This is a genomic window from Arthrobacter crusticola (genome assembly GCF_004357995.1).
Lineage (GTDB): Bacteria > Actinomycetota > Actinomycetes > Actinomycetales > Micrococcaceae > Arthrobacter_D > Arthrobacter_D crusticola.
In genome coordinates this window covers 111,119-124,938 of sequence record NZ_SMTK01000005.1, presented here as the reverse complement: position 1 = coordinate 124,938, position 13,820 = coordinate 111,119, and the positions used below count along the sequence as shown (strand labels likewise).

General features: G+C 69.3%; 14 protein-coding genes. 10 read left to right on the top strand and 4 right to left on the bottom strand.

The window, feature by feature from the left end; genetic code table 11:
• Positions 1-55: 55 nt before the first annotated feature.
• Positions 56-679 carry a hypothetical protein gene (locus tag E2F48_RS14540; RefSeq protein ID WP_133404688.1) on the top strand — a complete coding sequence of 208 codons (624 nt, stop codon included), beginning with the start codon at positions 56-58 and terminating at the stop codon, positions 677-679.
• 212 nt (positions 680-891) lie between these two features.
• On the top strand, positions 892-1,356 hold the full coding sequence (locus tag E2F48_RS14535; RefSeq protein WP_133404687.1) for a PGPGW domain-containing protein: 465 nt from the start codon (positions 892-894) through the stop codon (positions 1,354-1,356).
• Between the two features lie 28 nt (positions 1,357-1,384).
• Here E2F48_RS14535 and E2F48_RS14530 read toward each other — a convergent pair whose 3' ends face one another.
• From E2F48_RS14530 to E2F48_RS14515, 4 genes are all read right to left on the bottom strand, one after another.
• Positions 1,385-2,095: a GNAT family N-acetyltransferase gene (locus E2F48_RS14530; RefSeq protein WP_133404686.1), complete on the bottom strand. Its 711-nt coding sequence runs from the start codon at positions 2,093-2,095 to the stop codon at positions 1,385-1,387.
• 6 nt (positions 2,096-2,101) lie between these two features.
• Positions 2,102-4,111: a M3 family metallopeptidase gene (locus E2F48_RS14525; RefSeq protein ID WP_133404685.1), complete on the bottom strand. Its 2,010-nt coding sequence runs from the start codon at positions 4,109-4,111 to the stop codon at positions 2,102-2,104.
• A gap of 151 nt (positions 4,112-4,262) precedes the next feature.
• Positions 4,263-4,985, bottom strand: a complete 723-nt coding sequence (locus tag E2F48_RS14520) for a type 1 glutamine amidotransferase (RefSeq protein ID WP_133404684.1) — start codon at positions 4,983-4,985, stop codon at positions 4,263-4,265.
• Positions 4,985-6,256, bottom strand: coding sequence for a Mur ligase family protein (locus E2F48_RS14515; protein ID WP_133404683.1), 1,272 nt, complete (start codon positions 6,254-6,256; stop codon positions 4,985-4,987). Before E2F48_RS14515 ends, E2F48_RS14520 begins: the two co-directional genes overlap by 1 nt.
• A gap of 84 nt (positions 6,257-6,340) precedes the next feature.
• Between E2F48_RS14515 and pdxT the strand changes: the two genes are divergently transcribed.
• The 8 genes from pdxT to secF all read left to right on the top strand — a co-directional run bounded on the left by pdxT (position 6,341) and on the right by secF (position 13,747).
• Positions 6,341-7,054, top strand: a complete 714-nt coding sequence (pdxT, locus tag E2F48_RS14510) for a pyridoxal 5'-phosphate synthase glutaminase subunit PdxT (protein WP_133404682.1) — start codon at positions 6,341-6,343, stop codon at positions 7,052-7,054.
• Positions 7,055-7,056: 2 nt separating this feature from the next.
• Entirely contained in the window at positions 7,057-7,815 is a 759-nt protein-coding gene (locus tag E2F48_RS14505) for a YebC/PmpR family DNA-binding transcriptional regulator (protein ID WP_133404681.1), read from the top strand.
• Between the two features lie 33 nt (positions 7,816-7,848).
• Positions 7,849-8,424: a crossover junction endodeoxyribonuclease RuvC gene (gene ruvC, locus E2F48_RS14500; protein ID WP_133404680.1), complete on the top strand. Its 576-nt coding sequence runs from the start codon at positions 7,849-7,851 to the stop codon at positions 8,422-8,424.
• Between the two features lie 149 nt (positions 8,425-8,573).
• Positions 8,574-9,197, top strand: coding sequence for a Holliday junction branch migration protein RuvA (gene ruvA / locus E2F48_RS14495; protein ID WP_133404679.1), 624 nt, complete (start codon positions 8,574-8,576; stop codon positions 9,195-9,197).
• On the top strand, positions 9,197-10,306 hold the full coding sequence (gene ruvB, locus E2F48_RS14490; RefSeq protein ID WP_133404678.1) for a Holliday junction branch migration DNA helicase RuvB: 1,110 nt from the start codon (positions 9,197-9,199) through the stop codon (positions 10,304-10,306). The genes ruvA and ruvB overlap by 1 nt, the downstream gene beginning before the upstream one ends.
• Positions 10,307-10,420: 114 nt before the next feature.
• Positions 10,421-10,915, top strand: a complete 495-nt coding sequence (gene yajC / locus E2F48_RS14485) for a preprotein translocase subunit YajC (RefSeq protein WP_185149828.1) — start codon at positions 10,421-10,423, stop codon at positions 10,913-10,915.
• 88 nt (positions 10,916-11,003) lie between these two features.
• On the top strand, positions 11,004-12,752 hold the full coding sequence (gene secD, locus E2F48_RS14480; protein WP_133404677.1) for a protein translocase subunit SecD: 1,749 nt from the start codon (positions 11,004-11,006) through the stop codon (positions 12,750-12,752).
• Entirely contained in the window at positions 12,749-13,747 is a 999-nt protein-coding gene (gene secF, locus E2F48_RS14475; RefSeq protein ID WP_133404676.1) for a protein translocase subunit SecF, read from the top strand. The genes secD and secF overlap by 4 nt, the downstream gene beginning before the upstream one ends.
• Positions 13,748-13,820: the final 73 nt, after the last annotated feature.

Below are 13,820 nucleotides of genomic sequence, written 5' to 3'. Positions count from 1 at the left end.
CCCTGCGTGCCGATCGGATCAACCCACACGCACCGCAACGTTCGAGGAGATCTTCATGGCACAGCACAACACGTCCGGGTCGAGCACGCCGAAGGGTAGACGTGACGAGATGGTCGCCGAGGAGCGGCGGCAGTTCGGCGGGATGAAGTTCGGCTCGGCCTTCTTCGGTTGGATGACGGCCACAGGCATTGCGGTGGTCCTCACTGCACTTCTCGGCGCTGTCGGAGCAGGGGTGGGGGTCGCGAACAACGCCGACGCCGGACAGGTCGCCGACCAGGCCTCCCAGGACCTGCAGACAGTGGGCATCGTCAGTGGACTCGTGCTCGCGGCAATCCTTTTCATCGCCTACTTCTGCGGCGGATATGTCGCCGGGCGCATGGCGCGTTTCGACGGCGCCAAGCAGGGCCTGGCGGTCTGGCTGTGGGCGATTGCCGTGGCGATCCTCCTTGCCATCCTCGGCGCCGTCGCCGGGAGCCAGTTCAACGTCCTCGGCAGCCTCAACGGCTTCCCCCGCATCCCCGTTAACGAGGGTGCGCTGACCACCGGTGGGATCATCGCCCTCGTCATCGCCGTCATCGTCCCCCTGATCGGGGCCGTGCTCGGCGGCAAGGCCGGGATGCGTTTTCACCGCAAGGTCGACCAGGTCGGCGCGAACTCTGCGGCCGGCCTGAACGTTTAGCTGACAGGCCGGTGTAGACGGCCCGTCGACACGGTCCTTCAGCCCACCAACCGGCACGGCGGCCGGTCCGAGCTGCCGCTCCCGCTCCAGCGGGAGCGGCAGTTCCACCGGGTCAGGCCAATCCGGCAGCCCGGTGAAGGAAGGCCGGTGCGGGCGGGCCGGTGCTCAACCGGTGTCGGCGCAGGAGCAGGCCGATACTTTGGAGGGTTCGCATGGCGCGGTTCATAGGACGGACTCGTCCCCGGGGTGCAAAACGCGTGGCCGGGCTGGTCCTGGGCTGGCTCCTCGTGGCCATTGGGCTCGCGGCCCTCGTCCTCCCCGGCCCCGGCCTGCTGGCGCTTGTCGCCGGACTCACCATGCTCGCCCAGCAGTACGAATGGGCCCGCCGGTGGCTGCAGCCGGTCAAGACCCGGGCCTTCGCCGCCGCCGCCCATGGCGTTCGGACCCGGCGCAACATCGCCCTCAGTTTCGCAGCCGTCCTGGTGATGGCCCTCGTCGGCGTGCTCTGGGGAATTCAGCCGCCCGCGCCCGGTTGGTGGCCGCTCGAGGCGCAGTGGTGGCTGCCCGGCGGCTGGAGCGTCGGCTCGGGGCTGATCGTCTCGGCACTGCTCGCGGCTGCGTTCATCGCCTACAGCATCCGGCGGTTCCGTCCCCGCAGTGCCCCCGACGCAGCCTAGGTCCGCCGTCCGCCCTGCCGTCCAGCGCTTAGAGTGCCATCCATAAGGTCTTGCCACGGCCCACGAGGTCGAAACCCCGGGCCGCGAAGAACTCCGATCCGGAGGGCGCCGCATTGACCGCGAGATGCCGGGCACCGGATGCCGCCGCCGTCTTGGCCGCGCGGCTCAGTAGCGCGGTGCCGAGGCCACGGTGACGGTACTCCGGCAGGACTTCGAGTGAGAAGATCCCGCCGAGGCCCCGGAGCCCCGGAACCCCGGAGGGGTAGAACGCGTAGGCTGCGCCGACGACGTTCCCGCCGACCCTTGTCTCGGCGTGCCAGGCCTGCCGTGGCTGGGACCGCACCACCCGCAGTTCCCGGGCCAGCGGCCCCAGATACTCAGGCACCTCCGTCGACAGTTCGGCAGCGCCGTCCTCGTAGGCGGCCGGAACCCCGACCGGCGCGGCCATCCACCACGGCTGCCACCCCGGGGAGAACCCCAGGGACGACAGGGAGCTGCTGCGCACCGCACCGTTCAGCCAGACGCCCACCGTCCTCGCTCCGAGCCTGCTGCCCTCGGCGAGGCCCGGGCGGATGCCGGCCAGCGAGACCTCCTCCGGGAACAGGAGCAGAAGCTGGGACCGTGCCGGAAGCCACGCCCACGTGCACCCGTGGGTGGAGAAGGTCTTCCCGCCGGTGGCGGTGGCAAGCGCCGCGAACCAGGCGGTGTGCAGGCGCTGGACCTGGGCAATTGTGACCATCCGGGCTCAGGCCAGGCCCCGCCGCTTCAACAGCGGCTCCAGTTCGGCATCCCGGCCCCGGAAGTTGCGGAACGCCTGAAGCGGGTCGATGCTGTTGCCCCGCGAAAGCAGCTCGGTGCGGAAGGTGTCGCCGTTGGCGCGGGTGAGCCCGCCCGAGGACTTGAACCATTCGACGGTGTCGGCGTCGAGGACCTCGCTCCAGATATAGGCGTAGTAGGCAGCGGCATAGCCGCCGGCGAAGATGTGCTTGAAATAGCCGGTCCGGTAGCGCGGGGGAACCAGGGCGAAGTCGACGCCGGCTTCCTGGAGCGCCTGCTGCTCAAAGGCCGCAGGGTCCTCAACGGTGGTGCCGGGGGGCAGGGAATGCCAGGCGAGGTCGAGCAAGGTCGCCCCGAGGTACTCGGTGGTGGCGAAGCCTTCACCCCACGTCGACGCCGCCGTGACACGGTCGATGACCTCCTGCGGGAGGGCTTCTCCGGTCTCATGGTGGCGGGCGTAGTTGGCCACGACCTCGGGCCACAGCATCCACATCTCATTGACCTGCGAGGGATATTCGACGAAGTCGCGCGGGACGCTGGTGCCCGAGAAAGTGGGGTAGGTGACGTTGGAAAACAGGCCGTGCAGTGCGTGGCCGAACTCGTGGAAGGCGGTGACCACCTCGTCGAAGCTGAGCAGGGTCGGCTCCCCGGGCGGAGGCTTGGGGATGTTCAGGTTGTTCACGACGACCGCGCGGGTGCCCTGGAGTGCGGACTGCTCAACGAAGGAGTTCATCCAGGCGCCCCCGTTCTTCGTGTCGCGGGTGTAGTAGTCACCAAGGAACAGGCCCAGGCCGGACCCGTCCTCGTTGAAGACCTCCCACACCCGCACCTCGGGGTGGTAGCCGGTGAGGTCGGGGCGTTCGGTGAAGCGCAGCCCGTACAGCTGCCCGGCCGCGAAGAAGATGCCGTCCTTCAGGACGCGGTCCAGCTCGAAGTAGGGCCGGAGCGCGGCGAGGTCGACGTCGTACTTCGAGCGGCGGACCCGCTCCGAGTGGAAGGCCCAGTCCCACGGCTCCAGCGGGTGCCCGGCGTCGGCCTCGAGCTCGGCGGCCTCGGCCCGGGCATTGCGCACGGCGGGCCCGGCCAGGGCGGCCAGGCGCTCCCGGATGGCCCCGAGCGAGGGTGCCGTCTGGTCGTCCGTGGCGGCCGCGGCGTACGTGTCGAAGCCCAGCAGGGCGGCGCGGTCCGCGCGCAGGGCCGCCATGCGTGCGGCAAGCTCCAGGGTGTTGTCCGGGCCTTCGCGGAAGCCGCGGTTCACCGACAGTTCATACAGGCGCCGGCGCACCGCGCGGTCGGTCAGCAGGGCCATCGCCGGCTGGCTGGTGGGGAGGATCAGCGTGAGCAGGTATCGGCCGGGGTGGCCCGCCGCTTCCGCGGCAGCTTCGGCGGCGGCGATGTCATCGGCAGGGAGGCCGTCGAGCTCGGCCGCGGTGTCGAGCAGGAGCGCGGAGGCATTGGTGTCCCGCAGCAGCCGCTGCTGGTACTCGGTTGAGAGTTCGGACAGTTCGGCGTTAAGCTCCCGCAGCCGGGCCTGGGCGGCGTCGTCGAGCTCGGCGCCCGCGGCCGTGAACCGCCTACGGTACTCGGCCAGCAGCCGGGCCGGTTCGGCGTCGAGGCCGTCGGCCGGGACCGCTTTGAGGCGCTCGAAGAGGGCGCGGTTGAGGTGGATATTGTCCGAGTGCTCGGCGAGGCGCGGCGCGATGTGCGTCTCGATCTCCTGAATGGCGGCTGTGGAGTCGGCGGAGGAACGGTTGTGGAACGCGGCGGCAACCCGCTGCAGGACCTGCCCCGAACGCTCGAGGGCGGTGATGGTGTTCTCGAAGTCCGCGGGCTCCGGGTTGGCGGTGATGGCCCCGATCTCGGCAAGCTGCTCCGCGAACCCCGCCTCGAAGGCCGGCAGGTAGTGCCCGTCCTCGATGCGGTCGAAGGGCGGCAGCTGGTAGGGGAGCGTGCTCGGCTCGAGGAAGGGGTTGCTCATAAGCGTTAACTTTTGCATGCCGCGGCGCCGGCGGGGAACTGGTTCCCCTCCGGCGCCCGTGCCGGCCGGTCGGGAACCGGGTGACCTGCCCGGACGTCTCCGCTGAATGGTAGGGCGGGCCGGCCCGGACGAAGGTCCGCGCGGACTGGAGTCAGCGCGGCCGGCTGCCCGCGTGGCGCCGGGCGAGGTCGGCGAGGGTGTCGTCAACCTCGCCCGGCTCGAACGTTCCGTACTTCCGCTCGACCGCCGTCCGGATGAGGAAGTCTGCGATCGCGGGGTTCTTCGGGAGCAGGGAGCCGTGGAGGTAGCTGGCCACCACATTGTGACGGCGCGCGCCCTCGTGGTTGTCGCGGGCGTTGTTGCCCTCGCCCTTGGTGACAGTGGCCAGCGGCGTCACCCCGGCGCCCAGGAAGGTCTGCCCGCTGTGGTTCTCGTACCCGTGGATCTCGCCGAACTCCTCGCTGGTGGCGACGACATTGCCGATGAGGCGCTCCTTTCCACCGTGGGTCTCAAGGTCGAGCACCCCGATGCCCGGGATCACCGTGCCGTCCACGGTCCGAAAGAACCTGCCGAACAGCTGGTAGAGCCCGCAGATGGCGAGCATCGGCTGCCCGTCCTCGGCCAGCCCGCGCAGGCGGGGCCCGATGGCCTGCAGATCCTGCTGGATGACCAGCTGCCCGCTGTCCTGCCCGCCGCCGCCGATGATCAGGTCGGCGTCGTCGGGGAAGCTGTCACCGGCATTGTGTTCGGAGACGACCGCGTCGTACCCGTGCCAGGCAAGGCGCTGCTTGAGCACCAGGACGTTGCCCCAGTCGCCGTAGATGTTCATCTCGCGGGGGTACAGCTGAAGGATTGATATCGTGCCCTTGGACATCAGGAAACCACCTCGACGGTCGTGATCTTTGAAAGTTCCCGCCGCACGGCGAGCATCGCGGTGTAGGTGCAGAAGATGCGCTTTGGCTGGCCCGGGCTGCCGGCGATGAACGCCGTGAGCGCGGCCGGGATCTCGGGCTCGATGCCGCGGACCTCGACGTCGTCGTACTTCAGGCGCAGCGCCATGTCGTAGGCGCGCACCCCGGTCACGAGGTTGACGCCGGCGGCGCGCAGCGAGTCGAAGTCGACGTCCCACAGCCACGACATGTCCCGGCCGTCGGCGTAGTTGTCGTTGATCGCGATCATGGTGGCGTGGCCGGCCGGATCGAAGGACTTCAGCCCGAGCCGGAAGCCGCTGGGGTTCTTCACGAGCACCAGTTCAAGGGGCTGGCCGTCGACGGTGAGGCTCTCGCCGCGCCCGAAGGCCGGTTCGACGGCCGACAGCGAGGAGAACAAAGCGTCCTGGTCGGCGGTCCCGCCGAGCACGGTGCGGGCCGCGGCCAGGGCTGCGGCGGCATTGAAGATGTTGTAGACCCCGCGCAGGCGCAGGTCGGCCGGCACCGATTCCCCACCGACGCCGAACACCGCGCCGTTGCCGTCGACCTGCTCCAGCACGACGTCGGCGGGGAGGTCCGAGGGCGCCGGGACGCCGGTGGCGCCGCGGAGTTCGTCATCGTTCGGGAAGGTGCTCCGCAGCGAGGGGTCGAGGCCGAAGTAGACGACGCCGGCGTCGCGCACCGTCGGCGCGAGACCGGCCACGCGCGGGTCCTCGCGGTTGAGGATCACCGTGCCGGTGGTGGCGGCGGCGATTTTGTCCAGCAGGCGGGTAGTCGCGTCGATCTCGCCGAACCGGTCGAGCTGGTCCCTCAGGACGTTCAGCAGCAGGGAGTACTTCGGGCGGACAAGGTTCACGAAGTGCACGGCGTGGGCCTCGTCGAGTTCAAGGACGGCGATGTCGGCGTTGAGGCGTCCGCGCCAGTCGACCTCGCCCAGCAGGGCCGCCGCGACGCCCCGGGTGAAGTTGCTGCCGGTCCGGTTCGTGAAAACCCGAAGGCCCTGCCCTTCGAGCAGCTCAACGACCATCTTGGTGGTGGTGGTCTTGCCGTTGGTTCCGCTGACCACCATCACGCCGTGCTCGAGGGTCGACAGGGCCCGGCCCATGAAACCCGGATCGAGGCGTTCCACCACGAGGCCAGGCAGCGCAGACCCGCCGCCGCGCAGCCTTGAGGCGCGGCGCACCGCTTTTCCAACCAGCACGCTCAGGGGATTCATGCCTTTAAACCTAGCGCAACCGCCCGGGGGAACCGGCCAGCCAACCCGCACCCGGCGTGGAAATGGACAACCTAGAATTGGACCATGGCCTCTTCCTCACCTTCGCCCTCCTCCGGCGTGCGCATCGGCGTGCTGGCCGTTCAGGGGGACGTGCGCGAACACATCCGAACCATCGAGTCGCTCGGCGGCACCGCCACCGCTGTCCGGCGGCCCTCCGAGCTCGAGGGGATCGACGGGATCATCATCCCCGGCGGCGAATCCACGACCATCGACAAGCTCACCCGGGCCTTCGACCTCGCGGAACCGCTGCGCGCGCGGATACTGGGCGGGTTGCCCGCCTACGGTTCCTGCGCCGGCATGATTATGCTCGCCGACGTCATCGCCGATCCCTCCACAGACCGCCAGGGCAACCCCCAGCAGACCCTTGGGGGACTGGACATCGTGGTGCGGCGCAATGCCTTCGGCCGCCAGCGCGAATCCTTCGAGACCGACCTGGCCTTCACGGGGCTCGCCGACACCGCCGGCGCCGGCGGGAACGACCCGGTGCGGGCCGTTTTCATCCGGGCCCCCTGGGTGGAAAAGGTCGGGCCGTCGGTGGAGGTCCTCGCCGAGGTGCCGGCGCCCGAGACGCCCCCGCCCGGCGGGTCCTCCGACGGCGGCCCGGAGAAGTCCGGGGCGGTCGCTAGAATTGTCGCAGTGCGGTCGGGCAACCTGCTCGCGACGAGTTTCCATCCGGAAGTCACCGGCGAGCGGCGGGTCCACGAGTTGTTTATTCGAATGATCAGAGGAGAAGCGTAAGCATGTCGGGGCACTCTAAGTGGGCTACAACCAAACATAAGAAGGCCGCGATCGACGCCAAGCGCGCTAAGTCCTTCGCCAAGCTGATCAAGAACATCGAGGTGGCGGCGCGGGCCGGAGGCGCGGATCTCGCCGGCAACCCGGGCCTTGAGCTCGCGGTGTCCAAGGCGAAGAAGACCTCGGTCCCCATCGACAACATCAACCGCGCCGTCAAGCGCGGCGCCGGGCTCCTCGGCGACGCCGTCGACTACCAGACCATCATGTACGAGGCCCGCGGACCCCAGGGCTCGGCCCTGCTCATCGAGTGCCTCACCGACAATAAGAACCGGGCCGCCTCCGAGGTCCGTCTCGGCATCACCCGCAACGGCGGCAGCGTCGCCGACCCGGGCTCGGTCGCCTACCTGTTCACCCGCAAGGGCGTTGTCACACTGCCCAAGAACGGGCTGTCCGAGGACGATGTGCTGATGGCGGTGCTCGACGCCGGCGCGGAGGAGGTCAAGGAGTCGCCCGACACCTTCGAGGTTATCTCCGAGCCGCAGGATCTGCGGGCCGTGGTGGCCGCGCTCGAGGAGAACGGCATCGAGTACGACACCGACGAGGCCGAATTCGTCCCCTCAATGCAGGTCCAGCTCGACGTCGACGGCGCGAAAAAGTTCCTCAAGCTCGTTGACGCCCTCGAAGAACTCGACGACGTGCAGAACGTGTACTCCAATGCCGACCTCTCCGAAGAGGTCCTCGCCGAACTCGAGACCGACGATTAGCACCGTCCGGGCGGGCCTGCGGGACGGTGCGCCGTGACGATCCGCGTCATGGGCATCGACCCCGGGCTGACCCGGTGCGGCCTTGCCGTCGTCGACGTCGAACCGAACCGGCACTCGACCCTGGTCGCCGTCGGCGTGGTGGGCACGGAGGCCGGTCGCAGCCTCGACCAGCGGCTGCTGGTCATCGCCGAGGCCGTCGACGAGTGGCTCGACCTCCACTCCCCGCACGTGCTGGCCGTCGAACGGGTCTTCAGCCAGCTGAACGTCAGCACCGTGATGGGCACAGCCCAGGCCTCCGGCGTCGTCATCGCCGCCGCGGCCCGGCGCGGGATCCCGGTCGCGCTGCACACCCCCACCGAGGTCAAGGCCGCGGTGACCGGCAACGGGCAGTCGGATAAGGTGGCCGTCACCAAGATGGTCACCAAGATCCTGCGGCTTGACGCCCCGCCCCGGCCGGCCGACGCCGCCGACGCCCTGGCCCTGGCCATCACCCACGCCTGGCGCAGGGGAGTGGGAATGCAGGGGGCGGCCGCCGCCTCCGGTGCGGGAGCCGCCACTCCTGCCCAGCGCCTGTGGGCCGAGGCCGAGGCGAGGGCCCGGCGGCGCTGACGGGCACCGCGGAGGATCCGGGAGCGCTGACGGAGGACGGCCCGGTGTGGCGTTGCGCGTCCGGTGCCCCGGAACGGTAACGTAATAGAAAGTATGTTCGGACGCTGGTTCGGGCGATCGATCCCACCACCTCTTTGGAGCTCCCCGACATGATCAGTTCCCTCCGCGGCACGGTGGCCTCCGTGGGCCTGCAGTCCGCCGTGCTCGACGTCAACGGATTCGGTATGCAGGTCCAGGCGACGCCGCAGACCCTGGCCACGCTCCGGGTCGGCGGCGAGGCCCAGGTCTTCACCACGATGGTTGTGCGGGAAGACTCGATGACTCTTTTCGGCTTCGAAGACGCCGAGCAGCGCGAGGTCTTCGACACGCTCCTGGCGATCAGCGGCGTCGGCCCGCGGCTCGCCCTGGCCGTACTCGCCGTGCACACCCCCGAAGCCATCCGCATCGCCGCCTCCTCCGGGGACGACAAAGCCTTCAGCAAGGTGCCCGGCATCGGGCCCAAGGGCGCGCGCCGGATTGTCCTCGAACTCGCGGGCAAGCTGGTACCCCTCGAGGCGCCCGGCGTTCCGAAGAACACCTGGCAGGGCCAGGTGCTCACGGCAATGATGGGGCTCGGCTGGTCGGAAAAGGACGCCGGAGCAGCCATCGACGCGGCAGTTTCTGACGCGCCGGAGATCGCGGCCACGGGCGACGTCGGCCAGATCCTCAAACTCACGCTGCGCAGGCTTGGCTCCGACGGCGCCCGGAGCTCGGCCCGGGCGAGGACCCTCTGATGAGCCCCGCCCAGCAGCCCGAGGAAGCACCCCTCGTCTCCGCCGGTTCCGATCCCGAGGACCGGGCCGTCGAGGCCGCCCTGCGGCCGAAGAACCTCGACGACTTCGTCGGGCAGAAACGCGTGCGCCGGCAGCTGTCCCTCGTGCTCGAGGCTTCCCGGCTCCGTGGCCGCAGCGCCGACCATGTGCTGCTCTCGGGCCCGCCCGGGCTGGGCAAGACGACGCTCGCCATGATCATCGCCGCCGAGATGAACGCGCCGCTGCGCATCTCCTCGGGCCCGGCGATCCAGCACGCCGGCGACCTCGCCGCGATCCTTTCCTCGCTCACCGAGGGTGAAGTGCTGTTCCTCGACGAGATCCACCGCATGTCCCGCCCGGCGGAGGAAATGCTCTACATGGCGATGGAGGACTTCCGCGTCGACATCGTCGTCGGCAAGGGCCCCGGCGCGACGGCCATCCCGCTCGACCTTCCCCCCTTCACCCTTGTCGGGGCCACCACCCGCGCCGGGCTGCTGCCCGGGCCGCTGCGCGACCGTTTCGGCTTCACCGGCCACCTCGAGTTCTACTCCACCGAGGAGCTCGAACTGGTGCTGCGCCGCTCGGCGATGCTCATGGACATGAAGGTCAACTCGGCCGCCTTCGCCGAGATCGCCGGCCGCTCCCGGGGGACCCCGCGCATCGCCAACCGCCTGCTGCGGCGGGTGCGCGACTGGGCGCTCGTCCACGGCATCGACCTGATCGACGCCGGCAGCGCCGGGGCGGCCCTGGACATGTACGAGGTCGACGAAAAGGGCCTGGACCGGCTCGACCGCTCCGTGCTGACCGCCCTGATCACCAAGTTCAACGGCGGCCCGGTAGGCCTGTCGACGCTTGCCATCGCCGTCGGGGAGGAGCCGGAGACCGTCGAGACGGTTGCCGAACCCTACCTGGTCCGCGAGGGCATGCTTGGGCGCACCCCGCGCGGCAGGATCGCCACCGCCGCGGCCTGGCACCACCTCGGGCTGGTGATGCCGCCCTCGGTGGCCGCCGCGATGCCCGAGGATCTTTTCACCGCCGCGCAGGAGGAGGAGGTTTCCGGCGGGGACCCGGCCGAGGACTGGATGACCTGAGCCCGCCTGACCGGCCGGGGGCCGGTTTCCCTTTACACTGGGAGGACACGCGGCGTGAGCCGGCTGAACCTGCGCCGGCTGTGCCGCTCCAAGTCATAGGAACGGAACTTTTCTGTGTTCGCAAACGTAGTAGCCTCGACCGCCGCCGACACCGGTAACGCCGCCGGTGGAGGATTCGACATCTTCAACCTGATCCTGCCGCTCGCACTGGCGTTTCTGATTTTCTCCATGTTCCGCCGGCAGCGCAAGGCCAAGCAGCAGGTCACCGAGATGCGTTCGCAGATGGAGCCCGGCGCCGAGGTGATGACCCAGTTCGGCCTCTTCGGGACCATCGTGTCGATCGACCAGGAAAACAACAAGGCCGTTATCGAACTTTCCCCGGGCAACACCGCAACCGTGCACACCCAGGCCCTGAGCAAGGTTGTGAAGCAGGAGCCGGCAGGGGACCTCGCTGATGAGCCCTCGGTCGCCGCGCCGGACACCATCGCCGCGCCGGACACCATCGCCACGACCGGGACCGCCGGCGCCGCGGGAAGCACCGCCGCCGAAACCCCCGAGGAAACCGTGGCTCGGCTGAACCGCGAGAACAACAGGAACAACGACAACTAGCATGCGGTCCCGGCCCCGGGCAGCCCCGGCGGCCGGGTTCCCCCGGCACGGCGCGGACACCGCGCTCCACTCCTAAGGACAATCGACAATGCCACGTACCGGCCCCGGCACGGCAGCCAAACGAACCCTCGTCTGGCTGGGCGTACTTCTTGCTCTGCTCGCCGCGCTGCTGGGCGCCGGCTCCGCCTGGAGCAACGCGAGCTGGACCCCGAAGCTTGCCCTCGACCTCGAGGGCGGCACGCAGCTGATCCTCTCGCCCAAGCTCCAGGGCGGCGGCTCCGAGATCAGCCCCGAACAGCTGAACCAGGCGGTGGAGATCATCCGCCAGCGGGTCGACGGCAGCGGCGTGGCCGAAGCCGAAATCTCCACCCAGTCGGGCCGCAACGTCATCGTCTCCCTCCCTGGGACCCCCGACTCCGAGACCCGTGAGCTGATCCGGGCCTCGGCGCAGCTTGAATTCCGCCCCGTGCTCGCGGGCGGACCGGGCCAGGCGCCTGCCGCGGAGACCCCCACGCCCGCCGACCAGCTGCCCAAGCCCACGGCCGAGCCCACCAACGCCAGCGACCCCAACTGGATCACCCCGGAGATCTACACGGCGTTCGAGACCCTCGACTGCCTCGACCCCGCCGCGCTTGAGCCGAGGACCGAACCGGCCCCCGCCGACCAGCCCCTCGTCGCCTGCGAGCCCGAAACCCAGGGCAAGTACATCCTGGGTCCGGTCGAGGTGCCCGGCACCGACATTGAGGACGCGACCTTCGGAACGGCCCGCAGCCAGCAGGGCCAGGCCCTCAACAGCTGGGTCGTCAACATCGACTTCAACGACAAGGCCACGAAGACCTTCCGCGAAGTCACGGAGCGGCTCTTCGCCTTCGAAGACGGCGACCCCCGCAACCAGTTCGCCATTGTGCTGGACGGACGCATCGTCTCCGCCCCCACAACGGAGGCCGTAATCCCCGACGGCAACCCGAGCATCAGCGGCAGCTTCACCGAGGAGTCGGCCGCCACCCTCGCCGAGCAGCTGAAGTACGGCGCCCTGCCGATCAGTTTCGAGATCCAGAGCGAGCAGCAGATCTCCGCGACCCTCGGCGCCGACCAGCTGCGCCTTGGCCTCATCGCCGGCCTGATCGGCCTGGCGCTGGTGGCCGTGTACTCGATGTTCCAGTACCGCATGCTCGGCCTGGTCACCATCGCCTCGCTTGTCGTGGCCGGCGTCCTGACCTACCTGGCCATCGCCATCCTGGGCTGGACGGAGAACTACCGGCTGTCCCTGGCCGGTGTGGCAGGCCTGATCGTCGCCATCGGGCAGACCGCGGACTCCTTCATCGTGTACTTCGAGCGGATCCGCGACGAGCTGCGCGACGGCAGGGGCATGATTTCCGCCGTGGAGAACGGGTGGCGCCGCGCCAAGCGGACGGTGCTCGCCTCCAAGGCGGTCAACCTCCTCGCAGCCCTTGTCCTCTACTTCGTGGCCGTCGGCAACGTTCGCGGCTTCGCCTTCACCCTGGGCCTGACGGCCATCGCGGACCTCGTCGTCGTGTTCCTGTTCACCCACCCGGTCCTGCGCCTGCTGGCCCGGACCCGGTTCTTCGGCGAGGGCCACAAGTGGTCCGGGCTTGACCCGGAGCGTCTGGGCGTGGCGCCGCTCTACCGCGGAGCCGGACGCTTCCGCAGCCCCGCCGAGACGGCCGCCCGGCCGGCCGTAGCGGCCAAGACGAAGAACAAGGCGGCCGCCGGCGAGGCGGAACGCCGCATGACCATTGCCGAGCGTCGCATCGCGGAGCAGCAAAAGGCATTGGCCGGACGCGGCCCCGCCGAAGAGAAAGAAGACAACCGATGAAGCGCAGCAGCTTCGCCGACTTCGGTAACGAGCTCTATTCCGGCAAGCGGTCCTACCCCTTCGTCGCCAAGCGGAACCTCTGGTTCATCATCGCCGCAGCCGCCGTGCTCCTCTCGCTGATCATCCCGGTGGTCAAGGGCGGATTCAACCTTGGCATCGACTTCCGCGGCGGCTCCGAGTTCACCGTGTCCGACACCGCCAACACCGACATCGCGGTGGGGGAGAAGGCCGTCACCGCCGTCGTGCCCGAGGCTGTCCCGCGGGTCACCAACATCGCGGCCGAGACCATCCGCGTCCAGACCGAGCGGCTCAGCGACGACCAGACGCTGAGCGTGCGCGACAACCTCGTGGAAGCCTACGGCGTCGGGCCCGAACAGGTGACCTCGAGCTTCGTCGGGCCCACCTGGGGCGAGGACGTCAGCCGGCAGGCGCTGATCGGCCTGGTGGTGTTCGTCCTGCTGGCCGCCGTGCTCATGGCCCTGTACTTCCGGACCTGGAAGATGTCATTGGCCGCCATGAGCGCCCTGGTGGTCGTCATGGTCGTGACCGCCGGGCTGTACTCGCTCAGCGACTTCGAGGTGACCCCCTCGGCGATCATCGGCTTCCTCACCATCCTCAGCTACGCCCTGTACGACACGGTGGTGGTGTTCGACAAGATCCGGGAAAACACCGCGGAGCTCTCCGTGGACTCCAAGCGGACCTTCGCCGAGCAGGTGAACCTCGCGGTCAACCAGACGCTGGTGCGCTCCATCAACACCTCGGTCGTGGCGGTGCTGCCGGTGGCCTCAATCCTGTTCATCGGTGCCTACCTCCTCGGCGCCGGAACGCTCCGCGACCTGTCCCTGGCGCTGTTCATCGGCATCATCCTGGGCACCCTGAGCACCATCTTCGTCGCCGCGCCGATGTACGCCTGGCTGCGGCTGAATGAGCCGGAGATCAAGGAGCAGGAAAAGAAGGTCCGGCAGCGGCGGGCGCTCCAGGCCGCAAACGCCTGATCCGGGGGTGCCGGCGGTGCAGCTCCTGCGCCGCCGGCACCGCTAGACTTAACGGTGTGCACTCCCGAAGGGC

Coding starts and splice junctions, on each gene's coding strand:
- E2F48_RS14540 (WP_133404688.1), top strand. CDS start 56: ATGGCACAGCACAACACGTCCGGGTCGAGCACGCCGAAGGGTAGACGT.
- E2F48_RS14535 (WP_133404687.1), top strand. CDS start 892: ATGGCGCGGTTCATAGGACGGACTCGTCCCCGGGGTGCAAAACGCGTG.
- E2F48_RS14530 (WP_133404686.1), bottom strand. CDS start 2,095: ATGGTCACAATTGCCCAGGTCCAGCGCCTGCACACCGCCTGGTTCGCG.
- E2F48_RS14525 (WP_133404685.1), bottom strand. CDS start 4,111: ATGAGCAACCCCTTCCTCGAGCCGAGCACGCTCCCCTACCAGCTGCCG.
- E2F48_RS14520 (WP_133404684.1), bottom strand. CDS start 4,985: ATGTCCAAGGGCACGATATCAATCCTTCAGCTGTACCCCCGCGAGATG.
- E2F48_RS14515 (WP_133404683.1), bottom strand. CDS start 6,256: ATGAATCCCCTGAGCGTGCTGGTTGGAAAAGCGGTGCGCCGCGCCTCA.
- pdxT (WP_133404682.1), top strand. CDS start 6,341: ATGGCCTCTTCCTCACCTTCGCCCTCCTCCGGCGTGCGCATCGGCGTG.
- E2F48_RS14505 (WP_133404681.1), top strand. CDS start 7,057: ATGTCGGGGCACTCTAAGTGGGCTACAACCAAACATAAGAAGGCCGCG.
- ruvA (WP_133404679.1), top strand. CDS start 8,574: ATGATCAGTTCCCTCCGCGGCACGGTGGCCTCCGTGGGCCTGCAGTCC.
- ruvB (WP_133404678.1), top strand. CDS start 9,197: ATGAGCCCCGCCCAGCAGCCCGAGGAAGCACCCCTCGTCTCCGCCGGT.
- secD (WP_133404677.1), top strand. CDS start 11,004: ATGCCACGTACCGGCCCCGGCACGGCAGCCAAACGAACCCTCGTCTGG.
- secF (WP_133404676.1), top strand. CDS start 12,749: ATGAAGCGCAGCAGCTTCGCCGACTTCGGTAACGAGCTCTATTCCGGC.